This is a genomic window from Methylobacterium trifolii, from assembly GCF_022179685.1.
GTDB classification, from domain to species: domain Bacteria; phylum Pseudomonadota; class Alphaproteobacteria; order Rhizobiales; family Beijerinckiaceae; genus Methylobacterium; species Methylobacterium trifolii.
Genome location: NZ_BPRB01000061.1, coordinates 1 through 15891 on the forward strand (window position 1 = coordinate 1; position 15891 = coordinate 15891).

The 15891-nt window shown below is 73.0% G+C and carries 15 protein-coding genes; 7 read left to right on the forward strand and 8 right to left on the reverse strand.

From position 1 onward, the window contains the following. Window positions 1–374: acyltransferase family protein (locus COGEMETH_RS05775; protein ID WP_373875321.1), on the forward strand; the 374-nt coding region annotated here is incomplete at its 5' end. Between the two features lie 227 nt (window positions 375–601). Here the strand turns inward: COGEMETH_RS05775 and COGEMETH_RS05780 are convergent. Further along, the gene (locus COGEMETH_RS05780) at window positions 602–1783 is read right to left on the reverse strand and encodes an endo-1,4-beta-xylanase (protein ID WP_238181654.1); all 1182 of its coding nucleotides are present in this window, start codon (window positions 1781–1783) and stop codon (window positions 602–604) included. Window positions 1784–1944: 161 nt separating this feature from the next. Between COGEMETH_RS05780 and COGEMETH_RS05785 the strand changes: the two genes are divergently transcribed. Both COGEMETH_RS05785 and COGEMETH_RS05790 read left to right on the forward strand, forming a co-directional pair. Then, window positions 1945–2337: a hypothetical protein gene (locus COGEMETH_RS05785; RefSeq protein WP_238181655.1), complete on the forward strand. Its 393-nt coding sequence runs from the start codon at window positions 1945–1947 to the stop codon at window positions 2335–2337. Window positions 2338–2407: 70 nt separating this feature from the next. After that, window positions 2408–3250: an SDR family NAD(P)-dependent oxidoreductase gene (locus COGEMETH_RS05790; RefSeq protein ID WP_238181656.1), complete on the forward strand. Its 843-nt coding sequence runs from the start codon at window positions 2408–2410 to the stop codon at window positions 3248–3250. A 7-nt stretch (window positions 3251–3257) separates the two neighbouring features. Here the strand turns inward: COGEMETH_RS05790 and zwf are convergent, their stop codons facing one another. Further along, window positions 3258–4721: a glucose-6-phosphate dehydrogenase gene (gene zwf, locus COGEMETH_RS05795; protein WP_238181657.1), complete on the reverse strand. Its 1464-nt coding sequence runs from the start codon at window positions 4719–4721 to the stop codon at window positions 3258–3260. A 242-nt stretch (window positions 4722–4963) separates the two neighbouring features. On the opposite strand from zwf, the gene COGEMETH_RS05800 reads away from it, so the two are divergent. Continuing rightward, window positions 4964–6406, forward strand: coding sequence for a lipopolysaccharide biosynthesis protein (locus COGEMETH_RS05800; RefSeq protein WP_238181658.1), 1443 nt, complete (start codon window positions 4964–4966; stop codon window positions 6404–6406). A 15-nt stretch (window positions 6407–6421) separates the two neighbouring features. Here COGEMETH_RS05800 and COGEMETH_RS05805 read toward each other — a convergent pair whose 3' ends face one another. Next, window positions 6422–6739 carry a hypothetical protein gene (locus tag COGEMETH_RS05805; RefSeq protein WP_238181659.1) on the reverse strand — a complete coding sequence of 106 codons (318 nt, stop codon included), beginning with the start codon at window positions 6737–6739 and terminating at the stop codon, window positions 6422–6424. A gap of 162 nt (window positions 6740–6901) precedes the next feature. Here COGEMETH_RS05805 and gltX point away from each other — a divergent pair, with 162 nt between their 5' ends. Beyond that, window positions 6902–8245: a glutamate--tRNA ligase gene (gltX, locus tag COGEMETH_RS05810; RefSeq protein ID WP_238181660.1), complete on the forward strand. Its 1344-nt coding sequence runs from the start codon at window positions 6902–6904 to the stop codon at window positions 8243–8245. 9 nt (window positions 8246–8254) lie between these two features. Here the strand turns inward: gltX and COGEMETH_RS05815 are convergent, their stop codons facing one another. Together COGEMETH_RS05815 and COGEMETH_RS05820 are read right to left on the reverse strand one after the other, a co-directional pair. Continuing rightward, window positions 8255–9544, reverse strand: a complete 1290-nt coding sequence (locus tag COGEMETH_RS05815) for a hemolysin family protein (RefSeq protein WP_238181661.1) — start codon at window positions 9542–9544, stop codon at window positions 8255–8257. A 120-nt stretch (window positions 9545–9664) separates the two neighbouring features. Beyond that, window positions 9665–10399, reverse strand: coding sequence for a glycosyltransferase family 2 protein (locus tag COGEMETH_RS05820; RefSeq protein ID WP_238181662.1), 735 nt, complete (start codon window positions 10397–10399; stop codon window positions 9665–9667). A gap of 242 nt (window positions 10400–10641) precedes the next feature. Here COGEMETH_RS05820 and COGEMETH_RS05825 point away from each other — a divergent pair, with 242 nt between their 5' ends. Then, window positions 10642–12069, forward strand: a complete 1428-nt coding sequence (locus COGEMETH_RS05825) for a hypothetical protein (RefSeq protein WP_238181663.1) — start codon at window positions 10642–10644, stop codon at window positions 12067–12069. Between the two features lie 48 nt (window positions 12070–12117). Here the strand turns inward: COGEMETH_RS05825 and COGEMETH_RS05830 are convergent, their stop codons facing one another. Next, window positions 12118–13551 (reverse strand): NAD-dependent succinate-semialdehyde dehydrogenase, encoded by a 1434-nt coding sequence (locus tag COGEMETH_RS05830; RefSeq protein WP_238181664.1) that lies wholly within the window; start codon window positions 13549–13551, stop codon window positions 12118–12120. A gap of 145 nt (window positions 13552–13696) precedes the next feature. Beyond that, window positions 13697–14488: a class II glutamine amidotransferase gene (locus COGEMETH_RS05835; RefSeq protein ID WP_238181665.1), complete on the reverse strand. Its 792-nt coding sequence runs from the start codon at window positions 14486–14488 to the stop codon at window positions 13697–13699. A 346-nt stretch (window positions 14489–14834) separates the two neighbouring features. On the opposite strand from COGEMETH_RS05835, the gene COGEMETH_RS05840 reads away from it, so the two are divergent. Further along, a complete protein-coding gene (locus COGEMETH_RS05840) occupies window positions 14835–15221 on the forward strand; it encodes a response regulator (protein ID WP_238181666.1) in 387 nt (128 codons plus the stop codon). Window positions 15222–15384: 163 nt separating this feature from the next. Here the strand turns inward: COGEMETH_RS05840 and rpsU are convergent, their stop codons facing one another. After that, window positions 15385–15705 (reverse strand): 30S ribosomal protein S21, encoded by a 321-nt coding sequence (gene rpsU, locus COGEMETH_RS05845; RefSeq protein WP_238181667.1) that lies wholly within the window; start codon window positions 15703–15705, stop codon window positions 15385–15387. Window positions 15706–15891: the final 186 nt, after the last annotated feature.

Below are 15891 nucleotides of genomic sequence, written 5' to 3' on the forward strand. Positions count from 1 at the left end.
TGCGCGATCCCGTCTTCCGCGAGACCCTGCGCTACACCCTGCAGAGCGCGGCCCTGATCGTGCCGTTCTGCGCCCTGCTGCACGGGCGCGGCCCGCTGGTGCGGCTCCTCGGCTCCTGGCCGATGCGCCGGCTCGGGCTCTATTCCTATACGTTCTACCTCGGGCACTACACGCTGATCGCCCTGGTCCAGCACCTGTGGCCGGGCATCGGCCCCCTGCCCCTGATGGCGGCGGCCTTCCCCCTGACGCTGGCCTATTGCTGGCTGCTCTACACGACGGTCGAGCGCCCCTGCGCGACCTTGCGCCGGCGCCTCACCGACCGGCCGGGCCGCCCGGCCGAGCCGAGCCTCGCGGAGGGGGCGCGCGCCGTGTGATGCCGAGGCTCGGCGCCTGGTGTCGCAGAAGGCCTACCGTTCGGCGCGCGTCCCTCCCCCCTCTGCGGGCTACCGGATTCACATATCTGCGCAGGGGAGCCGGATAGGTCTGTCGAAACGCTGTGGGGCTCCCTCTCCCGCACGGGAGAGGGGACCCGCGCCTCCTCGGCCAGCATCGCGAGACGTGTGAATACGTTGGCTTTGCGGGAGAGGGAGCGCCACAGCCCTCACCCCCGCCGGAGCCGGGCGCGGGCCGCGCTGTGGTCGGGGGCGTCGGCGAAGGCCTTGCGCATCGCGTGCCAGAGGGGCTTGCGCCGGTACTGCGCGTCGAGCGGCAGGGGCCGCTGGGGCAGGCCGTCCGGGCGCTTGCGGAAGGGGTGGTCGTTCAGCCAAGTGTCGGGGTCGTAGATGTCCCAGGTCAGCACGTTGAGGAGAGCGGGCTCGTCCAGCACCACGTCGAGGTAGCGCCGGGCGAAGTCGGCCACCGCGCGGTCGCGGGCGGCGACGTCCCCGGGAAAGGCGCGGTCGTCGATGTCGAACTCGGTCAGCTCGATGCCGATCCCGAGCTTGCCGAGCTCGGCCAGGAAGCGCCGCAACTGGCCCTGGTCGATCGGCAGGGTGCTGGTGAGGTGCGATTGCAGCCCGAAGCGGCGGATCGGCACGCCGCGGGCCCGCATCCCCTCGATCCGCTTGAGGACGCGGGTGCGGCGCTCCTCCATCCAGGGCACGCCCTGCTCCACCGCGTCCTCGTTCCAGGTGCCGGCGGCCCGGGGGTCGGCCTCGTGCAGGATGCGGAAGGCGAGGTCGACGTAGTCGGGCCCCAGCGCCGCGAGCCAGGGCGTCTCGCGCAGGCCGTCCGGCCGGCGCACCTGGTCCTGCCCGGCCAGGATCTCGTTGACCACGTCCCACGCCTCGATCGTGCCGCGGTAATGCCCGGCCACCGTGCCGATCCAGCGCCGCAAAAAGTCCTCGGCCTGGAAGGCGTTGCTCCTCGCGAGCAGGGGGCGGACCCACTCGGGCAGGGCCTCGTGCCAGACCAGGGTGTGGCCGCGCATGCGCTGGCCGTTGGCGCGGGCGAACCGCTGGATCTCGTCGCCCTCCGCGAAGGCGGTGCGGCCGGGGGCGGGCAGCACCGCCTCCATCTTCATCTCGGTGCCGCAGACCAGGATGCCGCATTCCCGCGCCACCGCCTGGCGGTAGGCCGCGTCCTTGCCGAAGCGGTGGAACGGCACCTCGCAGCCATAGGTGACCCCCTTGGCGGAGGCCGCGGCCTGCAAGCTGTCGGCCGACCAGGACGGGGCCTTCAGCGGCCCGAACGGGGAGGCCGGCGCCGCGATCGCGCGGCCGGCGAAGGCGCTGGCCGCCGCGCCGGCCAGGACCGCGCGACGGCTCGGATGGGGACTCGGCACGGACGATCCTCGGACTCCCGCGCCGGGCGGCGCTGCGCAGGGCCGCGATCCTACAGGGCCGGGCCGGATGCGGTATCCGGTGCGAAGCCGTAGGCCCGGCGTCGGGATTTGCGTGCGGCATCGGGCTTCGGCCCGGGATGACCAGATGCTAGGCTCGGCCCATGAACGCCGCGCTCCTCGCCCTCCCGATCCTCGCGCTCGCCACCGCGACCGCCCTCGCCGCCGGTCCGGGCGAGCGGGCGGAGGGGAGCTACGAGCGGGCCGGCGCCTATTCCCAGAGTGCGAAGGTCATCGTCATGGACGCGCCGGACGACTTCGCCGCCTCCTTCCAGACCTCGACCGCGGGCTGCGTCGGCAGCGTCGGGGCCCTCGGCAAGGCGACCGGCCCGCGGGAGATCGTCTTCACCAAGCGGGACGAGACCGGCGGCCTGTGCCGGCTCACGATGCGCTTCACCCCGGATTTCCGCTCGGCCGAGATCTCCGAGGACAAATGCCTGTACTGGCACGGTGCGGCCTGCGACTTCAGCGGCCGCCTCAAGCGGGTCGGCCGCTGAGGCACATGGCCTTCGCGGACCGGTGCCCCATCTGAAGGCCTGTCCACCCGACGCGGAGCCGTTCGAAAACATGACCCAGCATCCGGCGATCAGCCCCGGCCGCACGGCCGTGGTGACGGGGGCGGCCAGCGGCATTGGCCTTGCCGCAGCCAAGCGCTTCGCGGAAGCGGGCATGAACGTCTGGCTCGCCGACCTGCCCGGACCGGCCCTGGACGAGGCCCGCGCAAGGGTGGCCGAGCGCGCAGCCGTCGTGGTGCGGGCGGTGGCGACCGACGTGGGCAGCCGGGAGGCCGTCGCGGCGCTTGCCGAGGCCGCGAGCGCGGCCGGGCCGCCGGCCGTGGTGATGCTGAACGCCGGGATCGAGGCCGGCGGCACGCTGTTCTCGGACGTAGGCGTCTGGCAGCGCATCCTGGACACCAACCTCTGGGGCGTGGTCCACGGCATCCAGGCCTTCGCGCCGGGGATGATCGCGGGCGGGCAGCCGGGCGCCGTCATCGTCACCGGCTCGAAGCAGGGCATCACCACGCCGCCGGGCAACACCCCCTACAACGTCTCCAAGGCGGGGGTGAAGGCGGTGACGGAAGCCCTGGCCCACGACCTGCGCGGGCGCGACGGCTGCCGCACCAGCGCCCACCTGCTGATCCCCGGCTTCGTCTACACGGGGCTGGCCAAGGCCCGCGGCGTCTCGGAAAAACCCCAGGGCGCCTGGACGCCCGAGGAGACCGTCGCCTTCCTGCTGGAGCGGCTGGAGGCGGGCGACTTCTACGTGCTGTGCCCCGACAACGAGACCACCCGCGCGCAGGACGCGCGCCGCATCGCCTGGGCCGCCGGCGACGTGATCGAGAACCGCCCGGCCCTGTCGCGCTGGCACCCCGACCACGCGGAGGCGTTTTCGCGGTTTATGGCGGGGTGAGGTGCCGTCACGCGCCTGCGGGATTGGGGTCGCGCCAGGCCCGCTCGAAAGGCAGCCGCCAGGCATGGGGCGCGACGAGTTGGTGGATGGATTTCGGTCCCCAGGAGCCCGGCGAGTACAGGCGCACGGGGGGCGGGGCCTCCAGCAGGGGGGTCGAGACCTCCCACAGGCGCTCGATGCCCTCGGCGGTGGTGAACAGGGTGTGGTCGCCGCGCATGGCGTCGAGGATCAGGCGCTCATAGGCTTCCAGCACGTCGCCGATCAGGCCGGTGTCGCGCATCGAGAACTGCAGGCTCTGCTTGTCCAGGCGCATGCCGGGGCCGGGGCGCTTGCCGTAGAACGACAGGGACATCTTCGAGGCGTCGGCGAGGTCGAAGGTCAGGTGGTCGGGTCCCTGCGCCCCCACGCCCGAGCCCACCGGGAACATGCTCTTGGGCGGCTCCCGGAAGGCGATGGAGATGATCCGCTGCCCCTCCGCCAGGCGCTTACCGGTGCGCAGGAAGAACGGCACGCCGGCCCAGCGCCAGTTGTCGATCTGGCACTTGAGGGCGATGAAGGTCTCGGTGTCCGATTCCGGATCGACGCCGTCCTCGGTGCGATAGCCGCTGTACTGCCCGCGCACCACGTCCCGCGGGTCGAGGGGCACCATGGAGCGGAAGACCTTGTTCTTCTCCTCGCTGATCGGGGCGGGCTCCAGGGAGGTGGGCGGCTCCATCGCCATGAAGGCGAGGATCTGGAACAGGTGCGTGACCACCATGTCGCGGAACGCGCCGGTCGCCTCGTAGAAGCCCGAGCGCTGGCCGAGCCCCAGGGTCTCGGGCACGTCGATCTGGACGTGGTCGATGAAGTTCCGGTTCCAGATCGGCTCGAACAGGCCGTTGGCGAAGCGGAACGCCAGGATGTTCTGCGCCGGCTCCTTGCCCAGAAAATGGTCGATCCGGAAGATCCGGTCCTCGGTGAAGACCTCGTGCAGCTTCGTGTTCAGCGTCACGGCGCTGGCGAGGTCCGTGCCGAACGGCTTCTCCATGATGATCCGGGAGCGCTCGACGAGGCCGGCCTCGCCGAGCAGGCGGACCGCCGACAGGGCGGCAGCGGGCGGCACGCTGAGATAGTGCAGGCGGCGGCTCTCGCCCCCCAGCGCCGCCTCCGCCCGCGCCGCCGCGTCCCGCAAGGCCTCGGCACCGGCGGAGAGCGGCACGTAGTCGAGGGTCTCGGCGAAGGTGGCCCAGTCGGCCTCGCTCACCTTGCGCGCGAAGAAGTGGTCGAGGGAGTCCCGCGCCACCGTGCGGAACCCCTCCACGTCGAGGTCGTCGAGGGAGACGCCGATGATCCGGCATCCGGGGATGAAGCCGGCGCTGGCGAGGTGGAACAGGCCGGGCAGCAGCTTGCGGCGCGACAGGTCCCCCGTGGCGCCGACGAGGACGACGACCTGCGGGTAGCGCGGGCCGACACCGGGCGGGATCTTTCTCATCGGTCTGTCTCCGGCGCGGCGATGCCCCCGCAACACCGATGCCAGATTCGGGCGCGCTCCTTGCGACGCTCATCGGCAAGGGGCTGGGCAAGGGGCTGGGCAAGGAGATGGCAGCGCCGGAGCGCCTCGCCGGGGCCGCCCTCCTCGTGCCCGATTAGGGGAATCTTACGGGCTCCCCGCTACACCGCCCGGACGTGTCCCGCGGCGTCCCCGACGGACACCTCCGGAAGGCTCTTCGCCCCATGGCCGTGATCGCCGCCTTCGTCCTCAATGCCGGGCTGAACTTCGTCCTCGGACTGCTCATCGCCAAGCTGCTCGGCCCGGCCGATTTCGGCCGCTTCGCCCTGGCCACCGCCGGCGCGATCGTGCTGAACACGGTGCTGTTCGAGTGGCTGCGGCTGTCGGCGACCCGGTTCTATTCGGGCCGGGTGCGGGCGGACGAGCCCTGGATTCGCCACGGCCTCGACCGCGCCTACGCCGTGCTGGCCCTGGTGCTGTTCTCCGCCGCGGCCCTCTGCGGCGGGCTCGGCTTCGACGCCGGCCCGGACGGGCACGGGGCGGTCCTGTGCGGCAGCATGCTCGCCGCGCTCGGCATCGGCGTGTTCGACTACCATGCCGCGCTCGCCCGCGCCCGCTTCGACGGAAAGCTCTATTTCGGCCTCGTCGCCGTCAAGAACGTGCTGGCCTTCGCGATGATGGCGGGCGCCGCCTGGTTCCTGCCGCAGCCGGCCTGGGTGCTGGCGGCGGCCGGCGTGAGCCAGCTCCTCGCGGTGCTGATCCTGCGCGGCCCCCTGCGCGATCCCGCGACGCCGATCGTGCGGGTGCGGATGCGGGAGACCTGGCGGTTGTTCATGGTCTACGGCCTGCCGCTGATCGCGGCCAACGCCGTCTACCAGATCCTGCCCTTCGTGAACCGCGGCACCATCGCGGCGCAGGCGGGCTTTGCCGAGGCCGGCTACTTCGCGCTGGCCGCCGACGTGACCTCGCGCAGCCTGACGACGCTGGGCACCGCCCTCGACCTGCTCCTGTTCCAGCTCGCCGTGCGGGCCGAGGAGCAGAGCGGGCGGGCGGCGGCCGAGCGACAGGTGGCGGCCAACGCGGCCACCGTCTTCACCCTGCTCCTGCCCTGCGCCGTGGGCTTCTGGGCGGTGCTGCCCGCCCTCCAGGCGCTGGTGGTGCCGGAGGCGTACCGGGGGCCCTTCGCCCTCTACGCCACCCTGCTGATGCCGGGCCTGTTCTGCCTCGCGATGATGTACTTCGCCCTCAACCCGGTCTTCCAGATCCGCCGGAAGACCATGCCGGTGATCGCCGCCGCCGCCGTCGGGCTGGCGGGCAACGGCATCGGCCTGCTGGTGCTGCCGCCGCTGCTCGGCGGGGCCGGCATCGCCCTGGCGCAGTCCCTGGGACTGGCCGGGGCCGGCCTCTGGCTCGGGTGGCGGGCGCTCACGGGGCCGGAGCGCCTGCGCCTGCCCTGGCGCGACGTCGCCGCGGCGAGCGGCGCCAGCGCGGCGATGGGGCTGATCCTGGCACCGCTCCGCCACCTCGACCCGGCCACCGCGCTCGCCCTGTGCGTGCCGCTCGGCATGGCGCTCTACGGCGCCCTGGTCTGGGTCTTCGACATCGCCCGCCTGCGCAGCCAGATGGAGGCGCGCTTCCGGCCGGCGCACCCGGCGCCGGCCGAATAGGCCCGGCGCGGGGCGCTACGAGCCGCCGCCGCCGCCACCACCGCTCCCGCCGCCGCCGGTCTGCGGAACGCCGCGGGAGGGCTGCTCGGCATTGCCGCCGACCGCGGAATCGGTGGTGATCGTGGCGGCCCCCGTCCCGGTCGGGGCGACGGTGGTGTTGGCGCCGGGGCCGCTGTTGGCCGCCCCTCCGGGGACGACGACGGTGCTCGGCGGTGTGCCCGGCGCCACCTGCTGCGGCGGCCCGGGCTCCCGGATCGGGGCCGGCTTGTTGTCCTGTGCGAGGGCGGGGGTCGCGGCGGCCAGGATCAGGCACGCGAGCAGGCTGGATCGCATCGGCTTCTTCTCCTTGGGCTGTCTCGGCCCGACGGGCCGGATTCACGAGGATGCGAGCCCAACGCGGTTCCCGGCCGCCCGTTGCCGCTGCATCGCCCCGAGAGGGGATGTTTTCGATCGATCCGGCGTGCCCAATGGCCGTCTCTGGTCTAGACAGCCCGCATGGCTCCCCTCGTCCGCTTCGCCCCCTCCCCGACCGGGTATCTCCACATCGGCAACGCCCGGCCCGCCCTGCTGAACCTGCTCTATGCGCGGGCCCAGGGCGGGCGCTTCCTGCTGCGGCTGGACGACACCGACCGGGAGCGCTCCACGGCGGAGTTCGCCCGCGCGGTGGCGGAAGACCTCGCCTGGCTCGGCATCGAGCCGGACCTGCACGCGCGCCAGTCCGACCGCAGCGCCGAGCACGACGCGGCGGCCGAACGGCTGAAGGCGCTCGGCCGGCTCTACCCCTGCTACGAGACGCAGGAGGAGCTGGAGCGCCGCCGCAAGCGCCAGCTCGGCCGCGGCCTGCCGCCGATCTACGACCGGGCCGCCCTCGACCTGAGCGCCGACCAGCGCGCCGCCCTGGAGGCGGAGGGGCGCCGGCCGCACTGGCGCTTCAAGCTCGACGCCCGCACGATCGCCTGGGACGACCTCGTGCGCGGCCCCGCCCACGTCGACTGCGCCTCCCTCTCCGACCCGGTGCTGATCCGGGCGGACGGCAGCTACCTCTACACCCTGCCCTCGGTGGTGGACGACGCGGCCTTCGGGATCACGCACGTGATCCGCGGCGAGGACCACGTCACCAACACCGGCGTGCAGGTGCAGATCTTCGAGGCCCTGGGTGCCCCGGTCCCGGTCTTCGGCCATCACAACCTGCTGACGACCGCGGACGGCGCGGGCCTGTCCAAGCGCCTCGGCCACCTCTCGCTGCGCTCCCTGCGCGAGGCCGGCTACGAGCCGGCGGCCGTGCGCTCGCTCGCGGTGCTGACCGGCTCGGCCGAATCCGTGCGGGCGGTGGCCTCGCTCGACGAACTCGCCGGCCTCGTCGACCTCGCCCACATCTCGCGGGCACCCGCAAAATTCGACCCGCAGGAACTCGACGGCCTCAACGCCCGCCTCGTCCACGCGCTGCCGTTCCCGGAGGTCGAGGCCCGGCTGGCCGCCCTGGGCGTGCCGCCGGACCGCGCCGAGGCGTTCTGGGCGGCGGTGCGGGCCAACCTCGGCAAGGTCGCGGAGGCCGGCGACTGGTGGCGGGTGGTGTCGGGGCCGGTGGCCCCCGTGATCGCCGACCCGGCCCTGATCGCTGCTGCGGCCGAGACCCTTCCGCCCGAACCCTACGGTCCCGAGACCTGGAAGGCCTGGACCACGATGCTCCGCGAGCGCACCGGCGCCAAGGGCCGGGCCCTGTTCATGCCGCTGCGCCTCGCGCTCACCGGCCTGGAGCACGGACCGGATCTTGCCGGCCTGCTGCCCCTGATCGGCCGCGCGCGGGCGGCACGGCGGCTAGCGGGCGAGACGGCCTGAAGCCGGCCTTCAGGCCACGGTCGCGTCCACGTCGATGCGCGTGACCAGGAGCTTGTCGACCCGGCGGCCGTCGAGGTCCACCACCTCGAAGCGCCAGCCGGCGATGTCGCAGGTCTCGCCGGTCTCGGGCAGGCGCTGCATCGCGGCGATGACGAGGCCGGCGGCGGTCTCGTAGTCGCGGGACTGCTCCAGCCGCAGGCCGAGCTGGTCGGCCATCTCGTCGGCCGGCATCGAGCCGGCGATCAGCCAGGAGCCGTCCGCCCGGCGCACCGCCTCGGGCTCCGGGTCCTCGGAATGGAAGGCGCCGGCAATGGCGTCGAGGATGTCGGCCGGCGTCACCAGCCCGTCGAAATGGCCGTACTCGTCGTGGACCAGGGCCATCGGCACCTGCGCCTTCTGCAGGGCGGAGAGCGCGTCGAGGGCGTCGAGGGTGTCGGGCAGGACGGGGGCCTTGCGCACGTAGCGGCGCAGGTCGAACGGCTCCCCCTGCGACAGCGGCCCGACGAGTTCGCGCAGCTGCACCACGCCGATCATGTCGTCGGGGCTGCCGTCCGCCACGGGCATGCGCGAATGGGGGCTGGCCAGCAGCTGGGCCCGGATCTCGGCCTCGCTCCGGCCGAGGTCGATCCAGCGCACCTCCGTGCGCGGGGTCATCACGCCCCGCACCGCCCGGTCGCCGAGCCGCAGCACGCCGGCGATCATCTTGCGCTCGTCCGTCTCGATCACGCCCGCGGTCTCGGCCTCGGCCACGAGGCTGCGGATCTCCTCCTCGGTCACGGCGCTGGCGCTCTCGGTCTCCTGGCCGATCAGGCGGAACACCGCCCGCGTCGAGGCGTCGAGCAGCCACACCGCCGGCATCGCCGCGCGCGAGACCAGCCGCATCCCCGGCGCCACCAGGCAGGCGATGCCCTCGGGGTCGCGCAGCGCCAGGTGCTTGGGCACCAGCTCGCCGATGATGACGGAGAGGTAGGTGATGATGGCGATGACGATGCCGTAGCCCAGGGTCTCGGCCCAGCCCTTGGCCATGCCGGCATCGATCAGGATCAGGGCCAGCCGGTCGCCCAGCGCCGCGCCGGAGACGACGCCGGACAGGATGCCGATCAGCGTGATGCCGATCTGGACCGTGGACAGGAAGCGCCCCGGCTCCTCGGCGAGCGCCAGGGCGGCGGCGGCACCCGGACGCCGCCCCTCGGCGAGGGATCGCAGCCGGCTCTTGCGGGAGGAGACCACCGCCAGTTCGGAGAGCGCGAAGACGCCGTTGAGCGCGATCAGGACGACGGCGATGGCAAGCTCGAACAAGCGGCGGAACGTAGAGCCGGAGCCGCCGTGGCGGGCCGGGCTTCCTCTCGTGGGCGGACGGCCGTCTAGATGGGCGCCCCGGAACGCCGGGTCAACGGACGCAGCCGCAGAGAGGCGGGGTCACGGGCTCGCGGCATCGGGTCCGTGGGGCGGGAACTGCACGATGCGCCGGTCCCAGCCGATGTGCCGGACGTAGCCGCCCCGGTCGAGGATCACCGCCCGGTAGCCGCGGGCGTGGTAGAGCTGCGAGATCTGCCCCTCGTGCTTCTCCGGACGGGCCAGCACGCGGCTGAAGCTGCCGAGCGCCGCGTAGTCCGCGAGCCGGCGCAGGCCCGGGTTGAACGTGAACCCGTGCCATTTCCCCCGGTAGCCGAAGGCGAGCACCCCGAAATCCTCGGTGGCGGAGGTAAAGTACAGGGGGTGGCCGTTGGTGTCGTCCCAGGCGCGCAGCCAGACGCAGATCGTGGAAGGGTCGTGCGCCAGCACCGCGCGGCTGCGCTCGACGAAGCCCCCGCGGTAGAACTCCCAATCGTCCTCCAGGTGGAAGATGTAGGGGGTGCGGACCTCGGCATAGCCCCGCTCGATCGCGGCGATCTGCCCGGCGGCGCGGCCGAGCCGGATCAGGCGGACACCGTAGCGCGCGCAGAGCGCGGACGGGTCGCCCGGGCCGTCCTCGACCACGACGAAGTCCCGGATGCCGGAATCGGTGTTCCAGGCACGGAAGCTCGCCAGAGTGCGCTCCAGGAGGTCGTGGCGGCCGCAGGAGGTGAGTACGACGGTGACGTCGCCCTCGGGCTCACGCCCGCCAATGCCCGCCCTGCCCAGGATCGACCGCCAGCCCGCGCCCCGTCGCATCTTACCCTCCGCACCTCGCCCTTCGCACCTCGCCTGCGGGGTGCCTTGCCAGCCCGGGCGGGACGGGGCAACCGGCGCCCTTCACGGCCGGGCGGCGGCGCGCTACAGCCCTCGACCCAGGGTGCCGACAGGCATGCTCCTCCTCGGCACGTTGCTTCCTCGGCACGGGACGGTCCGGCATTCCGACACGACGATTCTCCCGCTCGCGGACCTCGCCCTCGCCAAAGACGCGTCCCGCCCGGATGCCGCAGGGCCTCGTCGGGGGGGCGGTGCTGATGCTCGCCCTGCTGGCGCCCGAGGTGCCGCCGCAGGCGCGGGCGCAGGGGGCCGACGGCCCGTCCCCCGCCTGCTTCCTCACGGGCGGCGGCGGCCTGGAGATCTGCCGCGCCGGCGGCGAGGCGGAAGGGGTGTACTTCACGCCGCCGCCCTGCGCGTTCGCCCGCAGCGTGCAGCTCGTCCGCCTCGCCTCCGGCGCGCGGCCCGGCCCGATCCAGGTGGTCTACCAGGGCGAGACGCCGGCCGGCTCCGGCCGGGGCCGTGCGCCCTGCGAGGACCGGCGGGCCCTCGATCCCGGCGACGGCGGCTCGGTCCGCTCGGGGCCGAGCCCGGAGCAGCTCGCCACCACCATGCCGCCGACCGGCTACCGCCTCTGGGAGAGCATCCACGAGGCCGTGCGCCCGGCCCCGCGCGGCCGGCGCGGCCGGGACGCGGCGCCCGCGCCGACGGGCCCGGAGGGGATCGCGGCCCGCAACCCGATCCTGGTGGCCGGGCGCGACTGGGCCGGGGAGGAATACTACCACCTCTTCCTGATCGCGACGGCGGGTTCCGAGGGCAGCAACCGGCGGGTGCAGGTCCAGGCCCGGACCTACGATTTCGAGCGCTTCGAGATCCGCAGCCGCACGCCGGACGGCTACGGCACGGCCTGGGTGCCGTTCGGGGCGGATGCCCCCAAGGGGCGCCGGCGCGCGGCCAATCCGGGGCCGACCGCCGTGCTCGACGAGGCGGGCAAGCCCGTGGCCGGCAATTGCCGGGGCGAGGGCTTCGACACGCAAGGACTGAGCGGCTCGATCAGCGTGGTCGACCAGACCTACCACTACTTCTATACCGACGTGCTGCCGGAGGATTGCGCCGAGCCGGTGGCCAAGCGGCGCAACGCCCTCTACCTGCGCACCAGCCGCGACCTCGGCGCGGAGCGGGTCTGGTCGGCGCCCCGCACCATCCTGAGCCCCCTGCCCTCCGGCAGCTTCGTGCGGGTGGCCAAGGCCAAGGGCATGGAGCGCTGGGCCCTGTCCTATGCCTGCCGCCGGCCGGCGAACGCGCCGGGCGGACCGGTGCCGGACGTGTGCGTGCAGTACACCCCCGATCTCGCCCTCGGCTCGATCGCCGGCCTGAGCCTGTTCTCCGAGCCGGTGGATGCCCAGCGCTCCCCGGCCTATCTCGGCCTGCGCTCCGGCGGCGACGGCAGCGGGCGCTACGGCCGGGCCGGGCATTTCTGGATGACCGACCGCTACGGCAACCTCGACACGCCGGGGAGCTTTTCGGGCAAGGCCGGCTTCCTCACCTGGCTCGACCGCCTCGCCCCCCGCGCGGACGGCAGCGAGGCCTCCTCCCTCTACGGCCGGCCGGTCTATTGGGGGACGTGGTCGGTCCGGCTGGTCACGCCGAAGTGACACTCGGCTCCCGCGCAGCGCAGGCCGCGCGGGGCCATCGCAAGAGACTCAGAAGTTCGCTTGGGTGACGAACTTCGTGACGAGGTAGCCTTCGAGCGCCTCGGTGCCGCCCTCGCTGCCGTAGCCGGATTCCTTGACGCCGCCGAAGGGCGTCTCGGGCAGGGCGATGCCGTGGTGGTTGATGCTGACCATGCCGCTCTCGACCGAGCCCGAGACCCGCGCCGCCCGCTCGGCCGAGCGGGTATAGGCGTAGGCGGCCAGGCCGAAGGGCAGGCGGTTGGCCTCGGCGAGCGCCTCCGCATCGTCGGAGAATCGCTGGATCGCCGCGACCGGGCCGAAGGGCTCCTCGTTCATGATCCGCGAATCGAGGGGCAGGTCGGTGAGGACCGTCGGCTCGAAGAAGTTGCCCCGGTTGCCGATGCGCTTGCCGCCGGTGGTGAGCGTCGCGCCCCTGGCGGTGGCGTCGGCCACCAGGGCCTCCATCGCCTCCAGGCGGCGCCCGTGGATCAGCGGGCCCATCTTGGTTTCGGGATCGAGCCCGTCGCCGACCTTGAGACCTTTCGCGTATTGCGAAAACCCGTCCACGAAGCGGTCGAACACCGAGTCGTGCACCAGGAAGCGGGTCGGCGAGACGCAGACCTGCCCGGCGTTGCGGAACTTGGCCCCGCTCAGGACGGAGACCGCCTTCTCCACGTCGGCATCCCCGAACACGATCGCGGGGGCGTGGCCGCCGAGTTCCATCGTCGCCCGCTTCATGTGCCGGCCGGCCAGCGCCGCGAGTTCCTTGCCCACGGCGGTCGAGCCCGTGAACGAGATCTTGCGGATGACCGGGTGCGGGATGAGGTAGCCCGAGATCGTCGCCGGGTCGCCGTAGACCAGGGACAGGGCGTCCCCCGGCACGCCCGCGTCGAGATAGGCCCGGACCAGCTCGGCGCAGGAGGCCGGGGTGTCCTCCGGCCCCTTCAGGATCACGGTGCAGCCGGTGGAGAGGGCGCCCGCGATCTTGCGCACGGCCTGGTTGATCGGGAAGTTCCAGGGGGTGAAGCAGGCCACCGGCCCCACCGGCTCCCGGACCACGAACTGGAGCACCCCGTCCGCGCGGGGCGGGATGACGCGGCCGTAGGTGCGCTTGCCCTCCTCGGCGAACCAGTCGGTGATGTCGGCCGCCGCCAGGGTCTCCAGGCGCGCCTCGGCCAGGGGCTTGCCCTGCTCCAGGGTCATGATGCGGGCGATGGCGTCGGCCCGCTCGCGCAGGAGGTCGGCGGCCTTGCGCAGCACCTTGGCCCGGTCGAAGGCCGAGACCTTGCGCCAGAGGGGGAAGGCGCGGGCGGCGGCGTCGAGGGCCCGGTCGAGGTCGTCGCGGGTCGCGACGGCGCAGCGGCCGATGGTCTCGCCCGTGGCGGGGTTGAGGACGGGCAGCGTCTCGCCCTGGGAGCCTGCGCCCCACGCGCCGGCGATGTGGAGTTGAACGTCCGGATACATGATCGGCGACGGGTCCCTGATCGCCCGGCGTCACGCGCCGGCAGGGCTCATGTCGGCCGTGCGTGCCGCCCGAGCAAGGCGCTCCAGGACATGGCTTATTCGGACAGGCGCCGGTTTGCCGAATGGCGCCGGCCGGCCGCCGGCCTCAGGCGGCGATGCGGCTGCGAGCGGCCTCGGGGCCCTTGACCACGGCCGGGCCGCCGCGGCGCGCCCGCAGGGTGCCGCCCTTGGGCACCACCGTCCAGCCCTCGCGGCAGCCGTCGATCGGCTCCGAGACCACGACGAGGCCGGTCTCGGTCTCGCGGAAGTACAGGCTCGGCGGGCGGCCGTCGCAGGCCCAGCGGTAGGCGACGAGTTCGTCGCCGTCCGTGAGCAGGGCGGTGAAGCGCAGGGCCTCGGTGACGCCGGCCACCTTCATCAGGTCGCGCACGATGGCGAGCGTCTCGGCCATGGCGCCGACGGGGTCCTGCTCCAGGCCGAGGGAGAGGGCCAGCAGGAAGATCGCCTCGGAATCGGTGCTGCCGCGGCGGCCGTCGTAATAGGCGTCCGGGATCAGGGCCTCCAGCCGGCGCTTGATGCGGTGGTAGCCGCCGATCTGGCCGTTGTGCATGAACAGGTGCCGGCCGTGGGTGAAGGGATGGCAGTTCGCCCGCGCGGTGGCCGTGCCGGTGGAGGCGCGCACGTGGGCGAAGAAGGCCCGCGCCCGCACCTGCCCGCAGAGGTTGACCAGGTTCTCGTCGGACCAGGCCGGCGATATGTCCCGGTAGAGGCCGGGCTCGGGCCGTTCGCCGTACCAGCCGATGCCGAAGCCATCGCCGTTGGTCTCGGTCTTCCCCTGCTCGGCATGCAGGGACTGGTGCACCAGCGAGTGCGTCGGCGCGCAGACGAGGTCCGAGAGGAAGACCGGCTCACCGCTATAGGCGAGAAAGCGGCACATGCTGACGCATACCCCCTGAAGACGTGACGCACCGTACCCACCGGCCTGCACGTCGCATTCCGGTCCCGGACCCCACGTTCGTCGAAGTGTAACATTCGAGCGGAGACGGTGAACAGTTTGTTAATGCAGCGCAGCATGCGCGGAGTTTGTGCGGTTGCGCGCGAAAGCGGTCACGCTGCCCACGGGCTGGCCGCAGACCTGCCATGTCCGTACGCTCGGCGCCAGGACTCTTGTCGTGCGGGGCATGGGGGCGCAGCATAGCCGACTCGGGAATCAGCGGCCCGACACGAGGCCGCGCGGCCCGATCCGCATCAGGCGCATCATCCAGACCCCCGAAGGAGCCCTCATGGACCACGCTCGTCCCGACTGTCCCGTCGCCCTCGTCGTCGAGGACGACGCCGCGGTCCGCCATCTCGCGACCGCGGTGCTGGAGGAGACCGATCTCGGGGTGATCGCCTGCGAGAGCGCCGAGGCCGCCATCTCCGTGCTGGAGCGGGGCGACGTCACCGTGGCGCTGCTGTTCGCCGACGTGCGCCTGCCCGGCGCCATGGACGGGGTCTCGCTGGCCCGCACCGTCGAGCGGCGCTGGCCGGACGTGCGCGTGGTCGTGACATCGGGTGCCGGCCGCGACGCGCGCCTGCCGCAGCAGGCGGTCTACATGCAGAAGCCCTGGCGGGCGCTCGACGTGCTGGTCCAGGCCGAGCACGCCACCGTCGCCGCCCGCGCGGCGTAACCGCGCCCGAACGTCCGGCCACGCCCGCGCGGCCGGACGATGCCGGAGGCGCGGGCCGGCCCACGATCCGGACGATCGACATGCAAGAAGACCCGCGCCGCGTGGAGCGGCCGGGTCCGGTCGTCGCTGCATGCCGGGCCCGTCCGGCCCGGCGCGCAGGGTCTCAGGACGCGATGGGGGTCGCGGCCGGCCCGGCAGCGCCCGGCTGCGGGGTGGTGGACGGGAAGCCGCCCGGACGGCGGCCGCCGGCGGGGAAACGGGGCTTCGGCTTCGGCGCGGCGATCAGGCCCTCGCGGATCGCGGTCTTGCGGGCCTGCTTGCGGGCGCGGCGCACGGCCTCCGCCTTCTCGCGGGCCTTGCGCACGGACGGCTTCTCGTAAGCCTTGCGCTGCTTCATCTCGCGGAAGATGCCCTCGCGCTGCATCTTCTTCTTGAGGACGCGGAGCGCCTGATCGACGTTGTTGTCGCGAACGAGTACCTGCAACGGACTGGATCCTCTGGAAGCTGTTTGTTCAATCTCGCGATGACGCGTCAGCCGTGACCGTGATGAAAACCGCCAAACGCCCCTGGCCCGGGGATCGCCCGGGAGGGACGCGGTTCGGACGGTCACGAATCGGCGCGCTGACTGCACCTTGGCGCCCGCTTTACACGAAGCCCGCTCGACTTCCAA

Excerpts from the sequence above, each read along its gene's own strand:
- COGEMETH_RS05785 (WP_238181655.1), top strand. The coding sequence starts at position 1,945 with ATGAACGCCGCGCTCCTCGCCCTCCCGATCCTCGCGCTCGCCACCGCG.
- COGEMETH_RS05790 (WP_238181656.1), top strand. The coding sequence starts at position 2,408 with ATGACCCAGCATCCGGCGATCAGCCCCGGCCGCACGGCCGTGGTGACG.
- zwf (WP_238181657.1), bottom strand. The coding sequence starts at position 4,721 with ATGAGAAAGATCCCGCCCGGTGTCGGCCCGCGCTACCCGCAGGTCGTC.
- COGEMETH_RS05800 (WP_238181658.1), top strand. The coding sequence starts at position 4,964 with ATGGCCGTGATCGCCGCCTTCGTCCTCAATGCCGGGCTGAACTTCGTC.
- COGEMETH_RS05805 (WP_238181659.1), bottom strand. The coding sequence starts at position 6,739 with ATGCGATCCAGCCTGCTCGCGTGCCTGATCCTGGCCGCCGCGACCCCC.
- gltX (WP_238181660.1), top strand. The coding sequence starts at position 6,902 with ATGGCTCCCCTCGTCCGCTTCGCCCCCTCCCCGACCGGGTATCTCCAC.
- COGEMETH_RS05820 (WP_238181662.1), bottom strand. The coding sequence starts at position 10,399 with ATGCGACGGGGCGCGGGCTGGCGGTCGATCCTGGGCAGGGCGGGCATT.
- COGEMETH_RS05825 (WP_238181663.1), top strand. The coding sequence starts at position 10,642 with ATGCCGCAGGGCCTCGTCGGGGGGGCGGTGCTGATGCTCGCCCTGCTG.
- COGEMETH_RS05830 (WP_238181664.1), bottom strand. The coding sequence starts at position 13,551 with ATGTATCCGGACGTTCAACTCCACATCGCCGGCGCGTGGGGCGCAGGC.
- COGEMETH_RS05835 (WP_238181665.1), bottom strand. The coding sequence starts at position 14,488 with ATGTGCCGCTTTCTCGCCTATAGCGGTGAGCCGGTCTTCCTCTCGGAC.
- COGEMETH_RS05840 (WP_238181666.1), top strand. The coding sequence starts at position 14,835 with ATGGACCACGCTCGTCCCGACTGTCCCGTCGCCCTCGTCGTCGAGGAC.